A 16,856-nucleotide genomic window follows, 5' to 3' on the forward strand; every position below is an offset into this window, starting at 1 on the left:
AATCAGGACGGGAACATGCGAAACATTCATTTGAAAAGAAAGATTCCCTATCTTTCGGGGGCATCTCTTACGCTAATCTATTGTCTATTCGGAGGTGGGAGCTCAGAAATACAGGCAGGAAGTTATGGCGATATATTCGGCGCGCATCCGACTGCGACTGGTATGGCAGGGGCAGTTACGGCGACCGTAAATAACTCGTCGGCCGTCTTTTACAACGTAGCCGGTTTAGGCCGCTTAAACGAAGCGGATCTTTTTGTCGGGAAATTGGAGCAAGCTGATAAGGAAAAGGAAGCCGCTGCCGCAGCTGCCAATACTGAACCAGGTAAAGATGGAAAGCCCCCCACTGACGGTCCTCTACTTTCTATGGAACCGTCCAAAGATGATCCGTCCCTTACCGGTCCTTGGTATAAACGTGGTTGGTACAATTTAAAAGACGGGCTATTCGCGTATCGTCCGCTTGCTAGGCCACCGAGAAATCTGCATGAAGTCACGTTCTTGGGAACCTATGCAAATCCGACAATCAGGACAAACGCACCCGTAACCGATGCGATTAAGAATCCCGATGACAGCTTTGTAGGATTGGGTTTCACTATGAACCTCAACGAGATTTTCGATATCGGTCGTACGATTCGTTTCGGTTTGAATGCGATTCTTCCAGCAAATGGAAAGCTTATGGTAGTGAACGACCAAAATCCGACCGTACCGACTTACTTGCAGTCCGGAGTCACCAATCAACGACCTACTATTATGGGAGGGGTCGGTGTGGAGCTTTGGAAAGATCGTCTCTTTGCAGGGGTTGGATTTACTGCGTTAGCCGGCGGTTCGGGTGCGATTCTATTAAAGGATGTTCCGATTTCACCTGACCCGGTCCAGGCAAATTCGCAAGTGGTTTTATCATTAAAACCTTTGATCAATCCTACCTATGGTCTTCAATTTACGTACGGAAAGTTCAGCCTTGGAGCTTCTTACAAAAGAGAAACCTATCTTTCGACGGATCCGATTCCCGCCAGAGCTCAAACTACGCTTTTAGGAATTCAGCTGGATTTTGATCTGGCCCTTCTTTCGGATTACAATCCTCGAGTATGGTCTTATGGAGTGGGGTTCCGACCGTTTAAGAAAGTTCAATTGAATTTGGATGTTAATCGGGAACTCTGGAGTCTCCTTCATAACTCCAGGATTAAGGCAAGATATTCCGATCCCTTAAATTTTCATGATACGACTGACGTGCGTTTTGGAACGGAAATTACTATTACTCCGACTATGAAAGCAAGAGCCGGAATCGGTCGTCGTCCTACGCCGGTCCCTCATTATGCGGGATCAAATAACTGGATGGATAACGATAGAATGATTTACTCTCTCGGGTTTTCATATGTACTCAGCGGACGTAATTTCGGGTTTTTGAAAGATAGATTAAAGAATCCGGTTATATTCGACATAGGTTTAATGTACCAAAGATTGAGATGGGTAGAAGTGGACAAGTATCAACCTACGACCATAAATCCAAACTACAGTTATGGCGGGGGAATTTTCTCGGTTTCCGCTTCTGTGAGTCTCTTCTTTTGATATTAAAATAAACACGATTCGCTTCATCGTTAAAAATAACATTCGTTATCAAACTATTGAAAGGGGATATTTTAAATATCCCCTTTCTTTTTCTTGACCGACCGAGCGCTACAGTGAAAGTCGAAAGCGGGTTAGAGAGATGGAAAAGAATATTATCGAGTTAATCACTCCCGCGTTTTTTGTTTTGGCGTTTGCAGAAGTTATTTGGGTTCTAGTAACGAGGAAACCTTTTTATCGTTACAAGGATTCGGTTAATAATCTAGCTGCAGGAGTCTACATGCAGATCTTTACCGTTTTCATTACGCTCGGTTTGATCGCAGTCTACGCTTGGACTTACCAAAATTTTCGATTCTTCACTTTTACGGAAAATTCATGGATCGCCTGGGTCGCCTGTTATGTATTAGCTGATTTCTTTTATTACTGGTATCATCGGTTCGCCCATGAAATTAATATTTTTTGGGGTTCACACGTCGCTCATCATCAAAGTGAAGATTATAATTTAACCGTAGCTCTACGACAAGGGATTCTGCAAAATACCTTTTCACTCCCTTTTTATCTTCCACTGGCAGTTCTAGGATTTCCTCCGCTGATGTTTATGTTAGTCATTCAGATCAACTTTGCTTATCAGTTTTGGATTCATACCCGACTCATTCCTAAGCTAGGCTGGTTTGAATGGATTTGGAATACGCCGTCTCATCATAGAGTTCATCACGGTAGAGATCCTAAGTATATAGATAAAAATTACGCAGGGACGTTCATTATTTGGGATCGCCTTTTTGGAAGCTTTAAAGAGGAGGAAGAAGAACCGATTTTCGGAATCGTAAAACCGATGACTACCTGGAATCCGATTTGGGCCCAATTTCATTACTTTCAAGAGTTGTTCGATCTTTCTTGGCGAACTAAATTATGGAAAGATAAGTTTTTAGTTTGGTTCAAAGCGCCAGGCTGGAAACCCGCCGATTTAGGAGAGAGCGTAGTTCCTCCTGAAATCGATCGATCAACTTACAAGAAATTCGATACGCAAATCCCGATCACGTTGACGATATACACGGTCCTCCAGTTTTTATTTGCGATGGGCGCTTCGATGGTGTACATAGAATTTAAGAAGGAACTCCCGCTACCGGAAATGGTCGTTCTCGGTTTCTATGTTCTCTGGACATTATGGACTATCGGAGCTATTTTCGAATTGAAAACGTCCGGAGTTGTTTTGGAATTGGTTCGCTTAGCTTCCATTGCGGTTCTGACTTACGTTTACCCGTTTGATTTTACGCATATTCAAAAATTAACCGCTTTCTTACCGATGGAAATCATCATTGCTCTCCCGTTCATAATGAAGATTACGGCCCTCGTATCTTTCGCAGTGTTGGGAGCCTTTCTACTATCGCAGAAAAGATTTTTCAGCATAAAAGGTTATTCGGCAAAGACGGCATAGAGAGTTCTACCCGGGATTTGGGTACGAAAAGATTTTGAATATTCTCCTATTACTTGATTTCGGGTTCGATATCTTGCAGGAAAATAAATTGACGAAAGGTTTATCGGGGTATCTCCTAATGGCCTATGTTCTCTTCGCATCGACTTCTTAGCAAATATTCCTTTATCGGTTTTTTGATTCTTGGCGGCTTATTTTGGCCTCGAGATGGAAAATCACAAGATTCCGAAAATTCACCGATCGCAGTAACTGAAGGGAATTCGTCGGTTAAGACTGCCGCAGCTACGGCTAGTTCTCGTATAGAGTCGGTGCTTCTATATTCCGATTTCGCATACGCAAAGAGGGTAGCGGAAATTAAACTTCCGGCCGGGGCGTCCGAAGTGAGTTTGGGGGAAGTTCCTTCTAACATTTTAGACAAAAGCGTCTCCGTTTCGTTTTCCGATCCGAATAAAAAATTCAAGATTCGAGGAGTTCGCGTACTTGAGAAGGTATCCAAGAGATTCAAATCCCAAGAGAGCGAAGAACTGGAAAAAAGAAAAGATGCATTGTTGCTTTCGTTGGGCACGAGATCCAAAGAAGTGCAGGAGTTGTTGGATTGGGAAACGAGTTTACGATCCATTAGCCCGGCATTTCGTGAAGAAGCGGGAGTAGTCGAGAAAGTCGATTCGGATTCCTTTTTGGGGTTTCGTAAAACTCATTCGGATCTCGCCGAAGAAAACACGAAACTCAGATTAGCGAAATTGGAAGAACTAGATCGTCTTCGAGAGGAATTTTATATCGTAACCGCTAAGTTGGAGCATCTCGCCCAAGGGGACGTTCTCCGTCGGAAAGAAATAAGACTAGAAGCGGAAATAGAGACTGCAGCTACCTATCGTATAGAATATAAATATCTGATTCGCGGCGCTATCTGGTATCCGCGTTATACTTTGGATCTTAAGCCGAACGGAACGGAAGCCGAGTTAGGTTGGTATGCTTTAGTTCGGAACGAAACTGGAGAGGATTGGAACGGCGTTCGATTAGAATTTTCCACTGCAAATCCGAATCAGGACGTCGATTTACCGGACTATCGTGAATTGAGAATCTCTTCTAAAGTAGTAGTGAATCGGGAAAAAGACTCCTATCCCGGGAACGATCGAAATATTTACAACGAACAACAAGCAAAGAGTTCTCCCTCCGCAGGAGCTCCAGCTATGCCTGCGAAGGAAGCTAAGAAACGGAGTTCGAAAGCTCCGGCTTCGAAAGCGAAGCAGGAGGAATTTTATGAGGATAATGATAGCCCGTTAGAAAAATCAAGGGCGATAATAGAAAGCAATTTTAAGGATCGTTCCAATTCGCTACAGGTCGAGGAAAATATGGACCATCTTCGCGGAGATTTAGCTAACCAAAAAAGTCTTTTTGAAAGCGGATCTTATGAGGATTCGATGCGATACGGAAAAGAGGCTTTGCGCAGATTTTCGGGTCTGCGTGAAAGTTCTCGAAAAGAATTAAGGGATATAGAATCTCAGGTGCAAACTTTGCTCAATCGTTCTTCCCAATTGAATTCGGATCGTAAATACGTTTTTAATTTAGTTGCTCCCGGTCTTTCTTCGGAAGGATTCGATTTTCGTTATATAGCTCAATCATTCGAAAGAATTCCCTCCGATAAGACTTTGAACCGCGTCTTTCTAAGAAAAAGAATCGTTCCGGTTTTGCCGACTTACGAATCATCCCCAATAACCAGCGAAGAAGCGTATTTAACGGTCGTTTCCACCAATCTTGAAAGAGAGCCGCTCCTATCGGGACCGCTAGAAATTTATTCAGGAGAAAATCTTCTAGGAACCACTTCCGTTTCCACTTTGAAACCCGGAGAAAAAATTCGAATCGAACTAGGTCCCGACCGGGACGTGAAAATCGTAAGACGAGAGGAGAAATTCGAGGATAAATCCGGACTGCTTTCCAAACGTAAAACGATTCGACATAAAGTTTCGATTTCAATAAAGAATAATAAGAAAAGAAAGATTTTGCTCAGGTTGATCGATAGAGTTCCTTATACCGTCGATGATAGTGTCGATATCAAGTGGGCATTCGGCTCGGAAAAACCGGAGAAAACCGACGACGGGATTCTTACGTACGAAATGGATATAACGTCCGGCGCCGTTAAGAAAATCGAATTCGAATACACCGTATCGTATCCGGCTAATAATATACTTCGAGATTCGCAAGGTAGCGGATCCTACTAATATCGCATTGGTGAAAAAATATGAATTATAATACTTCCCTAAAAATCGTTGTCTCTTCACTGACAGTTTTGATCGCGTCTTTCGACGCTTTTGCCGTCAGCGCCGACCTTCTTATTCAAGAAGTGACTGTGCATCAGGGAACGGCACAAATATTAAGAGTCGGTAAAGTACAATTAACGCCGGGTACAAATCGGGTTCAAATTCAAAATTTGCCGGTTTCATTATTGGAAGAAAGTCTAATGGCCGGGACGGATTCGAATCTGGTGGAAGTGACCGGCACTCGGACTTGGAAAGAGGAAGGCACCGCGGCATCGAATCCTGAAGTTGCATTTCTTCAGCGAAAGATCGTGACTTTGCAAAAGGAATTAGAAGCGGTCATTGCGAAGGAAAACGATTTGAAATCGGAAAAAGGGCTTTTGACGGAATTACGTAATAAAGTCTCCGACACTGTTAGTCGAAACCTTCTATACGGTAGAGTGGAATCCGACGGAAAAAATTGGGGGACCTATTTGCGGAAAAACAGGGACGAATCCTTCGTCTTATTTTCCTCTTGGGAAAAAATCGAAAAAAGCAAAATTAAAATTCAGAGCGATCTGGATGAGGTAAAGGCGCAACTTTCCATTCTACTTTCGCAAGCCGAAAAGAGTACTAGAAACACTTGGATTCAAGTAGTCAATACGTCCAAAGAATCTAAGACTATCGATTTAAGATTAAGTTACTTGGTTCCCAATGCAAATTGGAAACCGACTTATATTTTAACTGCAAACGATTCCTCGGAAAAAGGCCAATTCGAATATTTGGCCGAAGTGAGGCAGGAGACGGGAGAAGATTGGAAAGGGGTTCGACTCCTGCTGTCTACTACCAGACCGGATCTATCACAGAGGAGAAATCGTCTATATCCTCAGCGTCTTTTCGATCAAGAAGTAGCCGACAAGAAAGAAATATTGAGTGCACAAAACCAAGCCAGCACACCGGCGCAAATGGCTCAGGATCAATCTGTAGACGAGGATTCGCGCGAAGCTTCTCCCGCTTCGGAACGAGGAGGAGGTTTTTTGTTCCGCTTACCGAAGACTGTTAGTTTGCCCTCGCAACGCGAATCTAGAAAATTGGAAATGAGTTCGTTTAATATTCTAGCAAAAGTGAAAACTATCGCCGCCCCGAGATATAAACCGTTTCCGCTATTGGAGGCCACATTTCAAAATGCTAGCGAATTCCCGATCCTTCCGGGTGAAGTTTCTTTATTTAGGAATTCAGGGCTTATCGGGACTACTAAAATTTCGTACACGAGCCCGAACGAAAACGTTTCGGTCTCTTTAGGAACGGAAGGAAGTCTTCGACTTTCGTATCGAAAGGAATCTAATAATACCAAAGAGGGATTGATCTCAACTCAGAAAGTAATCGAAAAACGCGTCTATTTGACCTTGGAAAATTTCGGCAAAGAATCCAAGTCGGTTTTTGTTCGGGATCAAATTCCTATTTCAGAACTTGCAAGCGTAAAAGTAGAAATAGATTCCAATAGAACTACACCGGGGGCTAAGGAGTTTAGGCCCAACTCAGGAATTTATGAATGGATTTTGGAAATTCCTCCTTCCGGAAAAAGAGAAATTCAATTGGAATATAGAGTGAGCTATCCGAGTGATCAGGATCTAAATTTACCTTAATGGTTTAAGCTGGTTTCTCCGCTTCTTCCAACCGCTTTGGGAATTTCCGACATATCCCAAAGCTCTAATTCGGCCGATGCAATTTCTTGTTTTGTTGCGTCGAATTCAAACTGACCGGTCCCGTCTTTGGATTGAAAACACTGGCCTTCTATTTTAATGATAGATTCTAGATTTGATGCTCGATTTTCATTCGAGCGATTTGCGTTCGAGGAAGGACTTGCTTGAGTCTTCAGATTAAGTACGACGCAATGATTAGAAGAATCCGGATTATGAAAATCGAATAAGACTTTATATCGCGTCCTTCCATTTTCATTTTCTATTTTACTTTGACCTAAAATTCTTATCTTACCGGCGCCCAAATTCTGCTTGGGTTCTATTTCCTGTTTCTTTATCGGAAATATGCCTTTCTTTAAAAGGTCCTCCATCGCCGAATAAAAATCTGCGTCTCCGTCCACGTTATAGTATGTTCCGCGTCCTAGGCGCGCCAAGGATTGCATAATACTTCTTTCTTCAGGTTTTAAGCCGAGTCCAAGAACGTTGAGATGAAAATTGATACCTTTCTGTTGCAGAATTCGTAATTCCTTTTCAGGATCTCCGAAACAACTTTCTATTCCGTCCGTAATGAGAATCAATTCTGTGGATTGCTGTCGACGGGAAATATATTCACCGGCAACGCGGATAGACTCGGCGAGAGGTGTCGCTCCGGAAGGCGTTAGTCCGTAAAGTTTATTACGAAATTGAGCTTTGTTTCCGCTTTCCAAAGGTTGGTATAATCTTGAAGATTTGCATCCAGGCAGGCGATTACCGTACGCGATTAAACCTACTTCTGCGGATTCGGGTAAAGTATCCACATAGTGTTTCACATGCTTTTTAGCTAAATGGATTTTTTGATAAATACCCAGATATTCGTTCATGGACCCGCTTGCATCCAAAACGAATAATTTCGCTTCCGATTTTGAATCGGGAATAGACAGTTCGGGTCCGGTGTCCCGATCGGAATCCTTGGAAAAAATTCCGTGGGAGAGAAGGTAAAGAAGAACGGCAGCCATTCCGAACTTTTGTCGCCTTTCTGTTTTCATATTATCTAGAGTGAACATTAACGAATCGACTGCTTATTCTCTTTATCGGACCAACCGTCAAAAGCCTGAGTTCTTACGGCACAAATGTTAAAAAAACGATTTAGAAGGCTTTCCGATTCCATGAAATAAATTGCGGATAAGAATCCTGTTCTCCGAAACGGACGCGAACTAGAGAGAGAGAACCGTAATCTAAAACCAATCGGAAAGCATTTTCTAAAGGAAATCCCAGAACTTGAGAAGCTATGCAACGGATAACTCCACCATGACTTATCCAAACTTCCCTATACTCGCTCGGATCGCCTTCCTCCTTTCTAAGCGTTTCCCAAGTCTTACCTTCAGTCAACGCTTCGTTCCATGCATGAGTTACTCGGTCTCTGAGTTCGACGTACGATTCTCCCCCGGGAGGAGAGCGATGAACATAGTTTTCCATCCAATGATCCGTCTCACTTCGAGGAATTTCCTCCCAAAGTCGTCCTTCCCATGAACCGAAATGTAATTCACGGATTCGAGAGTCGACTTTCCAAGCCGGAGCATTACCGGCCTCCTCCCAACGTTTACTTAAAAACTCGGCCAGACTAAAACATCGAAATAGAGGACTTGTACGTATCGAATTTGCGTAAGCAGGAAGGATCTTCGATAATTTAGACGCTTCCTCCTCGAAAGTCGTCGGAAGTCCCAAGTCCGTCCAACCGTAGCATGTACCCGGCTCCACTTCCGGAGTCGTATGACGAATTAATAATATTTCCATGATGCAATGATTCCCAATAGAAAGAGGATTTCCGTTATTTGTTGTACCGCTCCTAAACAATCTCCCGTATACCCGCCTAACCATTTTTTATAGAACCCGCGCAAATAAAAAACGCCTAAAGCTTGCAACAAAAGGGGTAACAAAAGAATTACCGCGATACGATTCGAAAATTCTCCGGGGTAATGTAAAAAAAATATGATCGGGCCTAAGACCCAGATTCCGGATAAAAGCACATCCGATAATTTCATCGACTTAACGATCGGTTTCGCTTTTGAAAGCAGATCCTCTCTTGCATAAGGTATGAGTTTTGCCATTATGTTTGCGGAAAATCTGCTGGAGGAATGAGAGATCCATATTGCGCAAAGAAGTATTAGAAAAGAAGATTCTGCTAACGCAATATAACATGCCACTTTCAGAAGGATCAGCAATAGAATGCCGACGGTTCCGAAAGTTCCGATTCTACTGTCTTTCATTATCTCTAATATTCTTTCCTTGTTCCAGCCGCCGCCAAAGCCGTCGCACATGTCAGCAAAACCGTCCTCGTGAAAGGCTCCCGTAGACAAAACGGACGCGGAAACGGCTAACACGACGGAGACGTTTATTGGAAAGAAGAAGGAACTTCCGTAAAAAACAAGTAAAGTGATTGCCGAGACAATCCATCCGACGAAGGGAAAATAGCGGGTCGAAGACGCTAATAATTCGTCGGAATGTTCCACCCAAGAGGGAACAATGATCCTAGTATTAAAGCGAACGGATGATAAAAAGATAATAAGTTCTCGCCGAAGGAATCGAAACATATAAGCCCTCGACCGAAACTAAAGATCGATAGAAAGTCCGCACGAAGATTTTCGAATTTCGTTCCGAGAAATATTCGATCTTACGGACTAATACTTTTTGCGATAACTCCGTCGATATCCGGGCTCCCGTTTCCTACCGGGATAGGTAAACTCGGCATGGAGACTATTGCAGAGGTCAATTTAATGTAAGTGAAGCCGTTCGTTTGCAGATTCGTAACCAAAGGGGCTGTGCAACCGCTTCCGGACGCTCCAAAATTTGCGTCTGCCAAATCGAATCCGTCGCCGCCCCCGCCGCCATGAACTACGTCGGTATTGTAGATGCTTGCCACCGTCATCGGATTCGATTCTTGATTATAAACGAACGGCGTGATTCCTCCGAATCGGGACCAAACGGAAGGATCTTCCGAAAAAGCATTCGGATTGCCGTTCGTGTAAGCTGGATTCCAGCCGCACCAATTCGATTGATCGTTTCCGACTTCGACCACTATGGGCTCTAAAAAAACCTGATTAAACGGATTCGTATTGTTTTGTGCTCCGATGAAAAACGGGTTTTCATATACGATAAAATCGATTCCCGCTACCGGTAAAACCTTCTTACCGGACCAGCCTAGAATAAGCGTAGCGCCCGGTCCGGTCGTGTCCAGAGTATATACGTCGAGGGAACCGTTGAATTTATCGATTCCTCGAATTCCATTTGCCGCGCAATAAGAGTCTCGAAAACCGTTGCCGGTATTGGCGGGCGCTAGAAGTACCTGATTCGCGACAAACACGCTATTCGATTCTGCCGGGCTATAATTGCGACAAGCGCTATAACTACCCGGTCCATTTTGCAATAGTTGAATAAGAGCGACCATCGACGCGGAATCCCCGCTTGAACTTCCTTTACTTTCGCAGGAGATGAGCAGGCCGATAAGACTTAAATTAAGAAAATAAACGAAGAATGGGTTTTTCATATTTAACCTCCTCATTCCTACAAAAATAAGAATGGATTTAAAGCGAGTCTACTTAATTGGTTTGCAGCCTGCTCCAGATAGCGCCAAAGCAACCGCCGTTCAAATTCGTACGATCTAATTGGGTGGTCTTTAAACTGTTAAAGTCGGCAATTGCATCCTGCAAGGTGTTCTTGTATGAATTTAAATCGGGACAAACATAGTAGTAGCCGTTGGAGAATGTCCAAACATAGTAAAGATATTGGTTGGCTCCGAACGCAGCATCGGCCGTTAATTGTCCGAAAACTACGGAGCGGCTATTATCCACAAGTTTTACGTTCATGATTGACGCGGCATATCCGTTATACGTGACGACGACCTTAGAAGAGTTGATAACGTAGGTTCCCTCTTTAATCGTACCTGCATCCAGCGGATATGGATTTGTTTGTCCGGCATAGTTAGGAGTCCCATTATAGAAAAACCAACTTCCTGAAGAAGCGGGGGTGATATTTGCAACGTACAATAGGGAAGTCAAAGTCGTATTGCTATCGTTGTTCTTTTTCTCATCAAAGAAACAACCCGACATCGTTATCAGTATAATTGCTGCTTTTATTGTAGTACTCGTAATTTTCATTTATATTTCCTCATCAAAATTTGTCGGCGGGGAGGAAGAGCGATTTGCAGAACAGGTTGCCTTGCAATCATTCTAAGAACGGAAAAACAATTCGATAATTTTGAAGCGAACTCTTTTGCTTTCTTTGCCGCTCGGAAGCCCCGGTCTATCTGCTTTCGGGGGCCCTTTCGCGGCAGCACGGGCGTGCTAAGGCGAGATTTACGGATACTACCCAACCTCGAGGTGCGGTATCGCGGGGAAGATCTGGCTCATTCCGTTTATAAAAACGGACATCACAGTTGCGGGTCAGCACGGGATTTTAACCCGACTTCCTCCCTAAAAGCGTAATACCAGAGGATGATTCGCGACTTGCCTTTGCAAGGAAAAAAAAACCGACTTATGTTCCCGATCTTGCTCAAAGATCCGTAAGCTATAACGTTAGGAATAGTTCTTAAGAAATGAAAATGAATCATTATCGATCGTTTTCATCGCAATCGTTCGCATCGAAATAAATTGACTAAAGTAAAATCAATACCGTATAAGCAATAAAATCGATAAGAACCGATCTAACTAGCCGAAACTAAATATAGCGGTCCTTTCTTAATTCCGCGTTCAAAAAACTAGAGGCCAATCGATATGAAGTTTTCTCGATCTTCCTTTCTAAAAGCCGGCGCTTTGACAGCAGCGACGCTGTTGAGTATGGGTAAGAATGTATTAAGGGCCCAATCCGCATCGCCTACCAATAATAAAAAAGTTCTCGTACTGGGAGGAGGCCTCGCCGGTCTATACTCGGCGTATTTGTTAGGAAAGACCGGATATAAAGTCACCTTAATTGAAGCAACGGATCGAGTTGCAGGAAGAGTTCGATCGATTGTGGATTTGTCCGGTAACGTAGTGGATCTTGGAGCGGAGTGGGTTTCGACTGAAGATAAGACCGTAAAAAGTTTGGTTCGGGAATTGGGTCTTAAATTTTCACCTGCAATTTTACAGCCCGATTTATTCCAAGGAACATATAAGAAATTCGGCAATTGGGAAATTTCCGTCAAATCGCGAGAGATTCTAAATAAATTAATCGGGTTGAATTCTAAAATGAATGCGGCTCAGCAACAGGGGTTGGATCGAATCAGCTTCTATAACTATTTATTATATCAAGGAATGACTCCGGAAGACTTAACTTTGACAGGATATAAGCTCTCATTGCATTATGGAGATTCGATCCGTGTATTATCCGCTCAGAAAGTCCTTTCGGACCTGGCGCAATTTCCTGTACTCAACGCTCGGGTGGAAGGCGGTATGGAGAATATCGCTAAAACGTTAGTGTTAAACATAGAAAATACTGAATTTGTTTTTTCCGATCCCGTTCTTCAGGTAGACCAAGACGAGTCGGGAGTTTCGGTTACCGCAAGTTCGGGCAGAAAATTCACCGGGAATACATGTGTATGCACTCTTCCCGCAAATCAAGTCTCAGCGGTAAAATGGAATCCGGAACTCGATAAGGAAAAATTATTGTCGGCGCTCCGCATTCGATACTCTCAGATATATAAACTATTTTTAATATTAAGGGAATCCCCGTGGGAATCTTCTCCGTTTTCGGTACATTCGGATAGCGCCGCTCAATTCTTGTACGACGCCGGAACCAAACCGAATTCTCCGGATAAAGTATTGGGTGTGGTGGCTAATGGGGATCGATATTCTGTTTTCGAATCCGCTTCTCAAGACCAGAAAATCGATTATGTTCGATTGACTTTGGGACGTTTGGGGCTAAAGAAGGATTTACAGATTCAACGTTTCTATTTTTCCGAACTCGGAAAAGAATACGTGCCTTCAGGGATCGCTACGTTTCCTCCGGGAAGTTTCGGTTCGGAAATTAGTTTGCGGAAACCTTTCGATCGAATTTTTTTTGCCGGGGAGCATACCGGAGAGATTACAGGAACGGTTGAAGCCGCGTTATCTTCCGCTATAAAAGCGGTAAATTTAGTGTAGTAAAACGGGTCTAAAGCCTTGTTTATCGTTCACCCTCAACAATTGGCTCGGAAGATCCGATTACATGAATAATCGAAAATTCCCCGCTTAAGCTCGCGGGGAATTTCAGAACTTAATCTTAGTCTTCGATGACGCTCATCGCATATTCGGAAATCGCATCCCGACGTTGTTCGGCAAAATCCTTATGGAACCAAAGATTTTGAATTTTGGAAGCTTCTTTTTTATTGCCGATCACGATTTTGGTCATGCATTCTTCCACGGCAAATTTCATTGCTTCTTTACCGGTTTCTCCAAGACCCTTATTCCGTTTTTTCCGAACGATTTGACCTCCGGATTTTTGAACCCGTTTAATTAAATCGTCGTAATCTTTATCGTCGATACAGAAAACGGTTTCAGCCTTTTTCGAATCGCCCATCTTCACATCAACTTCATATAGAGGGGCGCTAGAGATGTGAATTAATCCCAGCTCGAAAAGTTCCGGCCAATATTCATAAAAGAAAGACAGCATTAAGGAACGAATTGCATATCCGTCGAAATCCGCATCGGTTATGATGCTTATTTTTTCGTAATTGAGTTGGTCTATGGATTTTACTTTTTCATTCAAGGGCAGTCCGAGGATCGCCACGATATTCTTTAATTCTTCGTTCGCTATCGCTTTTGCCAAGGAAACACCTTTGCAGTTCATCGGTTTTCCGCGAAGGGGAAATAAACCGTGTAGCTTGGGGTTCCTAGCCGGTCGTAACCCGGCTATTGCCGAATCTCCTTCCGCGACAAAAAGAACTCTTCCTGGATCTCCCGGTTTTCCGGTCGGAGGCATAAGCTTAGGAATATTCATCTTACTCGCTTTCTTTAAACCGCGTTGAGCGTCTTCAAAAGCTTTTAACTGAGTCCTCTTTTCCATCTGGAGTTTGACTTCTTCGAGTAACGCCGTTTTTTTAATGAATTTATCCAGATGCTTATCCACTGCGTTCCGAATATCTTCGTTCAAATCGTTGATTAGATAAGACTTATCCTGGGATTTGAAGCGCGGGTTTAGAAGCCGCATGTTCACATACATATGAAAACAATTTCGAACGTCGTTGCGAGTACAGCTGGTTTTTAACTTTTTCTCCAAGGAAACGATCTGACTCTTTTTTCGGATTTCGTCGCAAATTCGATTTTCAAGATATTCGATCGCCGATCCTCCTTGAGGAGCAAAAATGGAATTTACCCAAGTGAGATTTTTATTTTGACCGATTACAAGATATGCTTCTAGATGAAGTTGCGACCCGGCGGCGGGAGCCTGGTAATCCATCTTATAGTATGTTAGAGCGGAATGTGAAAAAATTTCATCGAGTCCCTTTTTGAACTTAAATTTGTCCTTCTTACCTTTATGTACAAACTGAACTTCCAGACCGGGGTTGGTCATAGCGATGTCCTGTAAATACTGTTTCATCAGATCCACATTAAAGGATATGTCGAGGCTATTGAAGTATTTAGGATTTAATTCGAATTCTACGGAAGTACCATGCTCTTCTTTCGTGGCTTTTTCGACCGATTCGATCATATTCGTTTTTTTGCATATTGGGACCAGTTTGTCGATCTGATCTTTCGTAAGCAAAGGACAATCGTCGAATTTACCGTGTTCGTCGAAATATAAAAATGCGCGTTCGGTATCCTCTTTAGAAAGTTTGTAGGAACGAATTTGCTTCTTTGCGTCTTCGTGTAATGTAAATAATTTCTTAAAAGAAACACCGCCGTTTACGGTCTTTACTTTGAAATAAGAGGAGACCATTCGAACGAGGGAGATCCCCACGCCGTTTTGTCCGGCAACATGGTCTTGTTTAACGTGATCGTCGAAATTTTCTCCGTACATTAAGTGAAGAAAAACGCCCTCGGCGTTTTTGGCGGGAATTCCGCGCCCGTTATCCATTACGTTGACTGTTTTTTTATCGGATGACAACTGTATGATCAACTTGGACATTTTGTCCTTTTCGGGTATGGATTTATCTTTTTGGTTTTTACGATATTCATCGACCGCGTTCATGCAGGCTTCGTCCAGACATTTCAGCTTGGCGGGAACGTCTTCCAACTCTTCATGAACGACTTCGTATTGACCGTCGTTACCTTTGCGAAAAAAATGCTGTTCGAAAGTCGAGACCGAGTTCTGGCCAAGCCACATTCCGGTCCTCATTCTAACGTGCTCTACGTTAGAGAGTTTCTTAAAGTTTCTTTCCTGGTTTGCTGCAGGTTTCTTTTCGGTTTTGGTTTTGGCGCTACTCATTCCTTATCCCATTTGTCCTTGAGTTCGGTTAATTCGCCGATCATGAATTCGGTCAGTTTCTTGTCCTCTTTTACCAAACTTTGGTATCGAGAAAGGGCGGTTTTGGCTTCAACAATCGCTTCTTCGCATTTGCGAACTTCGTCGATAGTCATTCGATAGACGGGAATAGACGCCAACCACTCGTAATATTTGAATTTAGCTTTTTGAAGTTTATCTTCAAAATCTTTTTTCGATTTTATACCGATGACTTTTTCATTCCATTTTTCTTTAATGAAGCGGATCAATTCCGAATTTCTTTCGATCTTTTCTTCTTCTAAACCCGCGAGTCGTTTAAACCTGCGGATAAGATGAGTCTTTCGGAAATCGCAGAAGCGTTTTATAATTTCTTCAGGGCCGAAATTTTTCAATCGACCGTCGAACGTAATTACGTTATTCGCGAGAGTTTGAGTATCTTCTTTGGAAAAAACTTCGAATATCTGTTTATGAGTAGGTTTTTCCCCTTTCTTATAAATCAACTCTACTCTAAATTTTTGGCTGGAATAATCTACGTAATCTTTTAGCCAGGTATCTTTCTTCTCCAGAATATCATCCAGCAAGTTGATTACTTTTTCCCTATTCCAATTCATAGGAGAATCAGTTAGATAAAGAGTATCTCCTTCCCAAGTGAAGTTGAAGGTTGTGGATATCGTAGTGTTTCCGGCCTCGGTCTTGGCCATCTTAACTTCGCCTTTATAATCCTTATACCAAGGCTTTAAAGGAATCGGTTTCTTCGTCTTGAGATAGTTGATCTGAGAATTGATGACGTGCGAAAGTTTATGACCCGGAATGAAACAGCGGAATCCCGTTGCGATTCCTTGAATATTATTCAAAAGAACGACAGGCACTTTCCCGACAAAATGGATGGGCTCATCTTCCGTTTCATCGTAGTTTTTTACGTAATCGATGTCGGGTAGGCTTTCAAAAAAACCTAAATCTTTTACGAAATCGGAAAGCTTGACTTCGGTATATCGAGGAGACGCAATTGCGCTCGGATCCAGTACGTCTCCGAAAGTTCCCTCTCCTGCTACTAACGGATAATTATTGGCAAAGGTAAAATCCTGAGCCATTTGAGAAAGCGCATCCTGAATGGAACGGTCGCCGTGCGGATGATATCCCATTGCTAGACCGGCGACTTTTACCGTTTTTGTAAAACGATTTCGCGCGTCCGAGTTCCACATAGCCCAAAGAATTCGTCTTTGAACCGGTTTCAGTCCGTCGATTTCATGGGGGATAGCCCTAGAATCGCAAACATAACGAGAATATTTCCTCTGGTCGTCGTTAACTTGATCCTCAAAGGGTATTTTCGGAAAGTTATCTTTGCTGGATTTATTGGAATCTTTCATAGGACTTTTATGCCAAGGGATTTTAGGACAGTTTTACTGTCAACCTTTTAGTAAATGCGGGGAAATCAAAGTTCCAAATTAGACTCAAAACGGCTTGATTTTGGACTTTCTTCCTTTCTCGTGCAGAAACAGTAGGAGGGAAAGAAAATTTCCCAGTTTTTCCTTGAAGAAACGACGGAAAGCAGGACTT

General features: G+C 42.9%; 12 protein-coding genes. 5 read left to right on the top strand and 7 right to left on the bottom strand.

Features of this window, described 5'->3' with window-relative positions:
• Positions 1 to 15: 15 nt before the first annotated feature.
• The 4 genes from LEP1GSC058_RS14635 to LEP1GSC058_RS14650 all read left to right on the top strand — a co-directional run bounded on the left by LEP1GSC058_RS14635 (position 16) and on the right by LEP1GSC058_RS14650 (position 6,872).
• Positions 16 to 1,563, top strand: coding sequence for an OmpP1/FadL family transporter (locus LEP1GSC058_RS14635; RefSeq protein WP_039948414.1), 1,548 nt, complete (start codon positions 16 to 18; stop codon positions 1,561 to 1,563).
• A gap of 139 nt (positions 1,564 to 1,702) precedes the next feature.
• Positions 1,703 to 2,995: a sterol desaturase family protein gene (locus LEP1GSC058_RS14640; protein ID WP_016550207.1), complete on the top strand. Its 1,293-nt coding sequence runs from the start codon at positions 1,703 to 1,705 to the stop codon at positions 2,993 to 2,995.
• 125 nt (positions 2,996 to 3,120) lie between these two features.
• Entirely contained in the window at positions 3,121 to 5,211 is a 2,091-nt protein-coding gene (locus tag LEP1GSC058_RS14645) for a DUF4139 domain-containing protein (RefSeq protein ID WP_016549965.1), read from the top strand.
• Between the two features lie 20 nt (positions 5,212 to 5,231).
• The gene (locus LEP1GSC058_RS14650; RefSeq protein WP_016549580.1) at positions 5,232 to 6,872 is read left to right on the top strand and encodes a mucoidy inhibitor MuiA family protein; all 1,641 of its coding nucleotides are present in this window, start codon (positions 5,232 to 5,234) and stop codon (positions 6,870 to 6,872) included.
• Here LEP1GSC058_RS14650 and LEP1GSC058_RS14655 read toward each other — a convergent pair.
• From LEP1GSC058_RS14655 to LEP1GSC058_RS14675, 5 genes are all read right to left on the bottom strand, one after another.
• The gene (locus tag LEP1GSC058_RS14655; RefSeq protein WP_016551056.1) at positions 6,869 to 7,969 is read right to left on the bottom strand and encodes a vWA domain-containing protein; all 1,101 of its coding nucleotides are present in this window, start codon (positions 7,967 to 7,969) and stop codon (positions 6,869 to 6,871) included. The genes LEP1GSC058_RS14650 and LEP1GSC058_RS14655 overlap by 4 nt on opposite strands.
• An 82-nt stretch (positions 7,970 to 8,051) precedes the next feature.
• Entirely contained in the window at positions 8,052 to 8,699 is a 648-nt protein-coding gene (locus LEP1GSC058_RS14660) for a histidine phosphatase family protein (RefSeq protein WP_016550720.1), read from the bottom strand.
• Complete coding sequence (locus LEP1GSC058_RS14665; protein WP_016549370.1) at positions 8,684 to 9,496, bottom strand: adenosylcobinamide-GDP ribazoletransferase; 813 nt, start codon at positions 9,494 to 9,496, stop codon at positions 8,684 to 8,686. Before LEP1GSC058_RS14665 ends, LEP1GSC058_RS14660 begins: the two co-directional genes overlap by 16 nt.
• Before the next feature lie 80 nt (positions 9,497 to 9,576).
• The gene (locus LEP1GSC058_RS14670; protein WP_016550531.1) at positions 9,577 to 10,449 is read right to left on the bottom strand and encodes an LIC_13355 family lipoprotein; all 873 of its coding nucleotides are present in this window, start codon (positions 10,447 to 10,449) and stop codon (positions 9,577 to 9,579) included.
• Between the two features lie 52 nt (positions 10,450 to 10,501).
• The gene (locus LEP1GSC058_RS14675; protein ID WP_039948415.1) at positions 10,502 to 11,059 is read right to left on the bottom strand and encodes an LIC13354 family exoprotein; all 558 of its coding nucleotides are present in this window, start codon (positions 11,057 to 11,059) and stop codon (positions 10,502 to 10,504) included.
• A 615-nt stretch (positions 11,060 to 11,674) separates the two neighbouring features.
• On the opposite strand from LEP1GSC058_RS14675, the gene LEP1GSC058_RS14690 reads away from it, so the two are divergent.
• The gene (locus tag LEP1GSC058_RS14690) at positions 11,675 to 13,021 is read left to right on the top strand and encodes a flavin monoamine oxidase family protein (protein WP_016549964.1); all 1,347 of its coding nucleotides are present in this window, start codon (positions 11,675 to 11,677) and stop codon (positions 13,019 to 13,021) included.
• 118 nt (positions 13,022 to 13,139) lie between these two features.
• On the opposite strand, the gene LEP1GSC058_RS14695 is transcribed toward LEP1GSC058_RS14690, so the two are convergent.
• Positions 13,140 to 15,284 (bottom strand): toprim domain-containing protein, encoded by a 2,145-nt coding sequence (locus tag LEP1GSC058_RS14695; RefSeq protein ID WP_016550510.1) that lies wholly within the window; start codon positions 15,282 to 15,284, stop codon positions 13,140 to 13,142.
• Complete coding sequence (locus tag LEP1GSC058_RS14700; protein ID WP_016550533.1) at positions 15,281 to 16,666, bottom strand: DNA gyrase subunit A; 1,386 nt, start codon at positions 16,664 to 16,666, stop codon at positions 15,281 to 15,283. Before LEP1GSC058_RS14700 ends, LEP1GSC058_RS14695 begins: the two co-directional genes overlap by 4 nt.
• Positions 16,667 to 16,856 lie beyond the last annotated feature (190 nt).

It is taken from the genome of Leptospira fainei serovar Hurstbridge str. BUT 6 (assembly GCF_000306235.2).
Lineage (GTDB): Bacteria > Spirochaetota > Leptospiria > Leptospirales > Leptospiraceae > Leptospira_B > Leptospira_B fainei.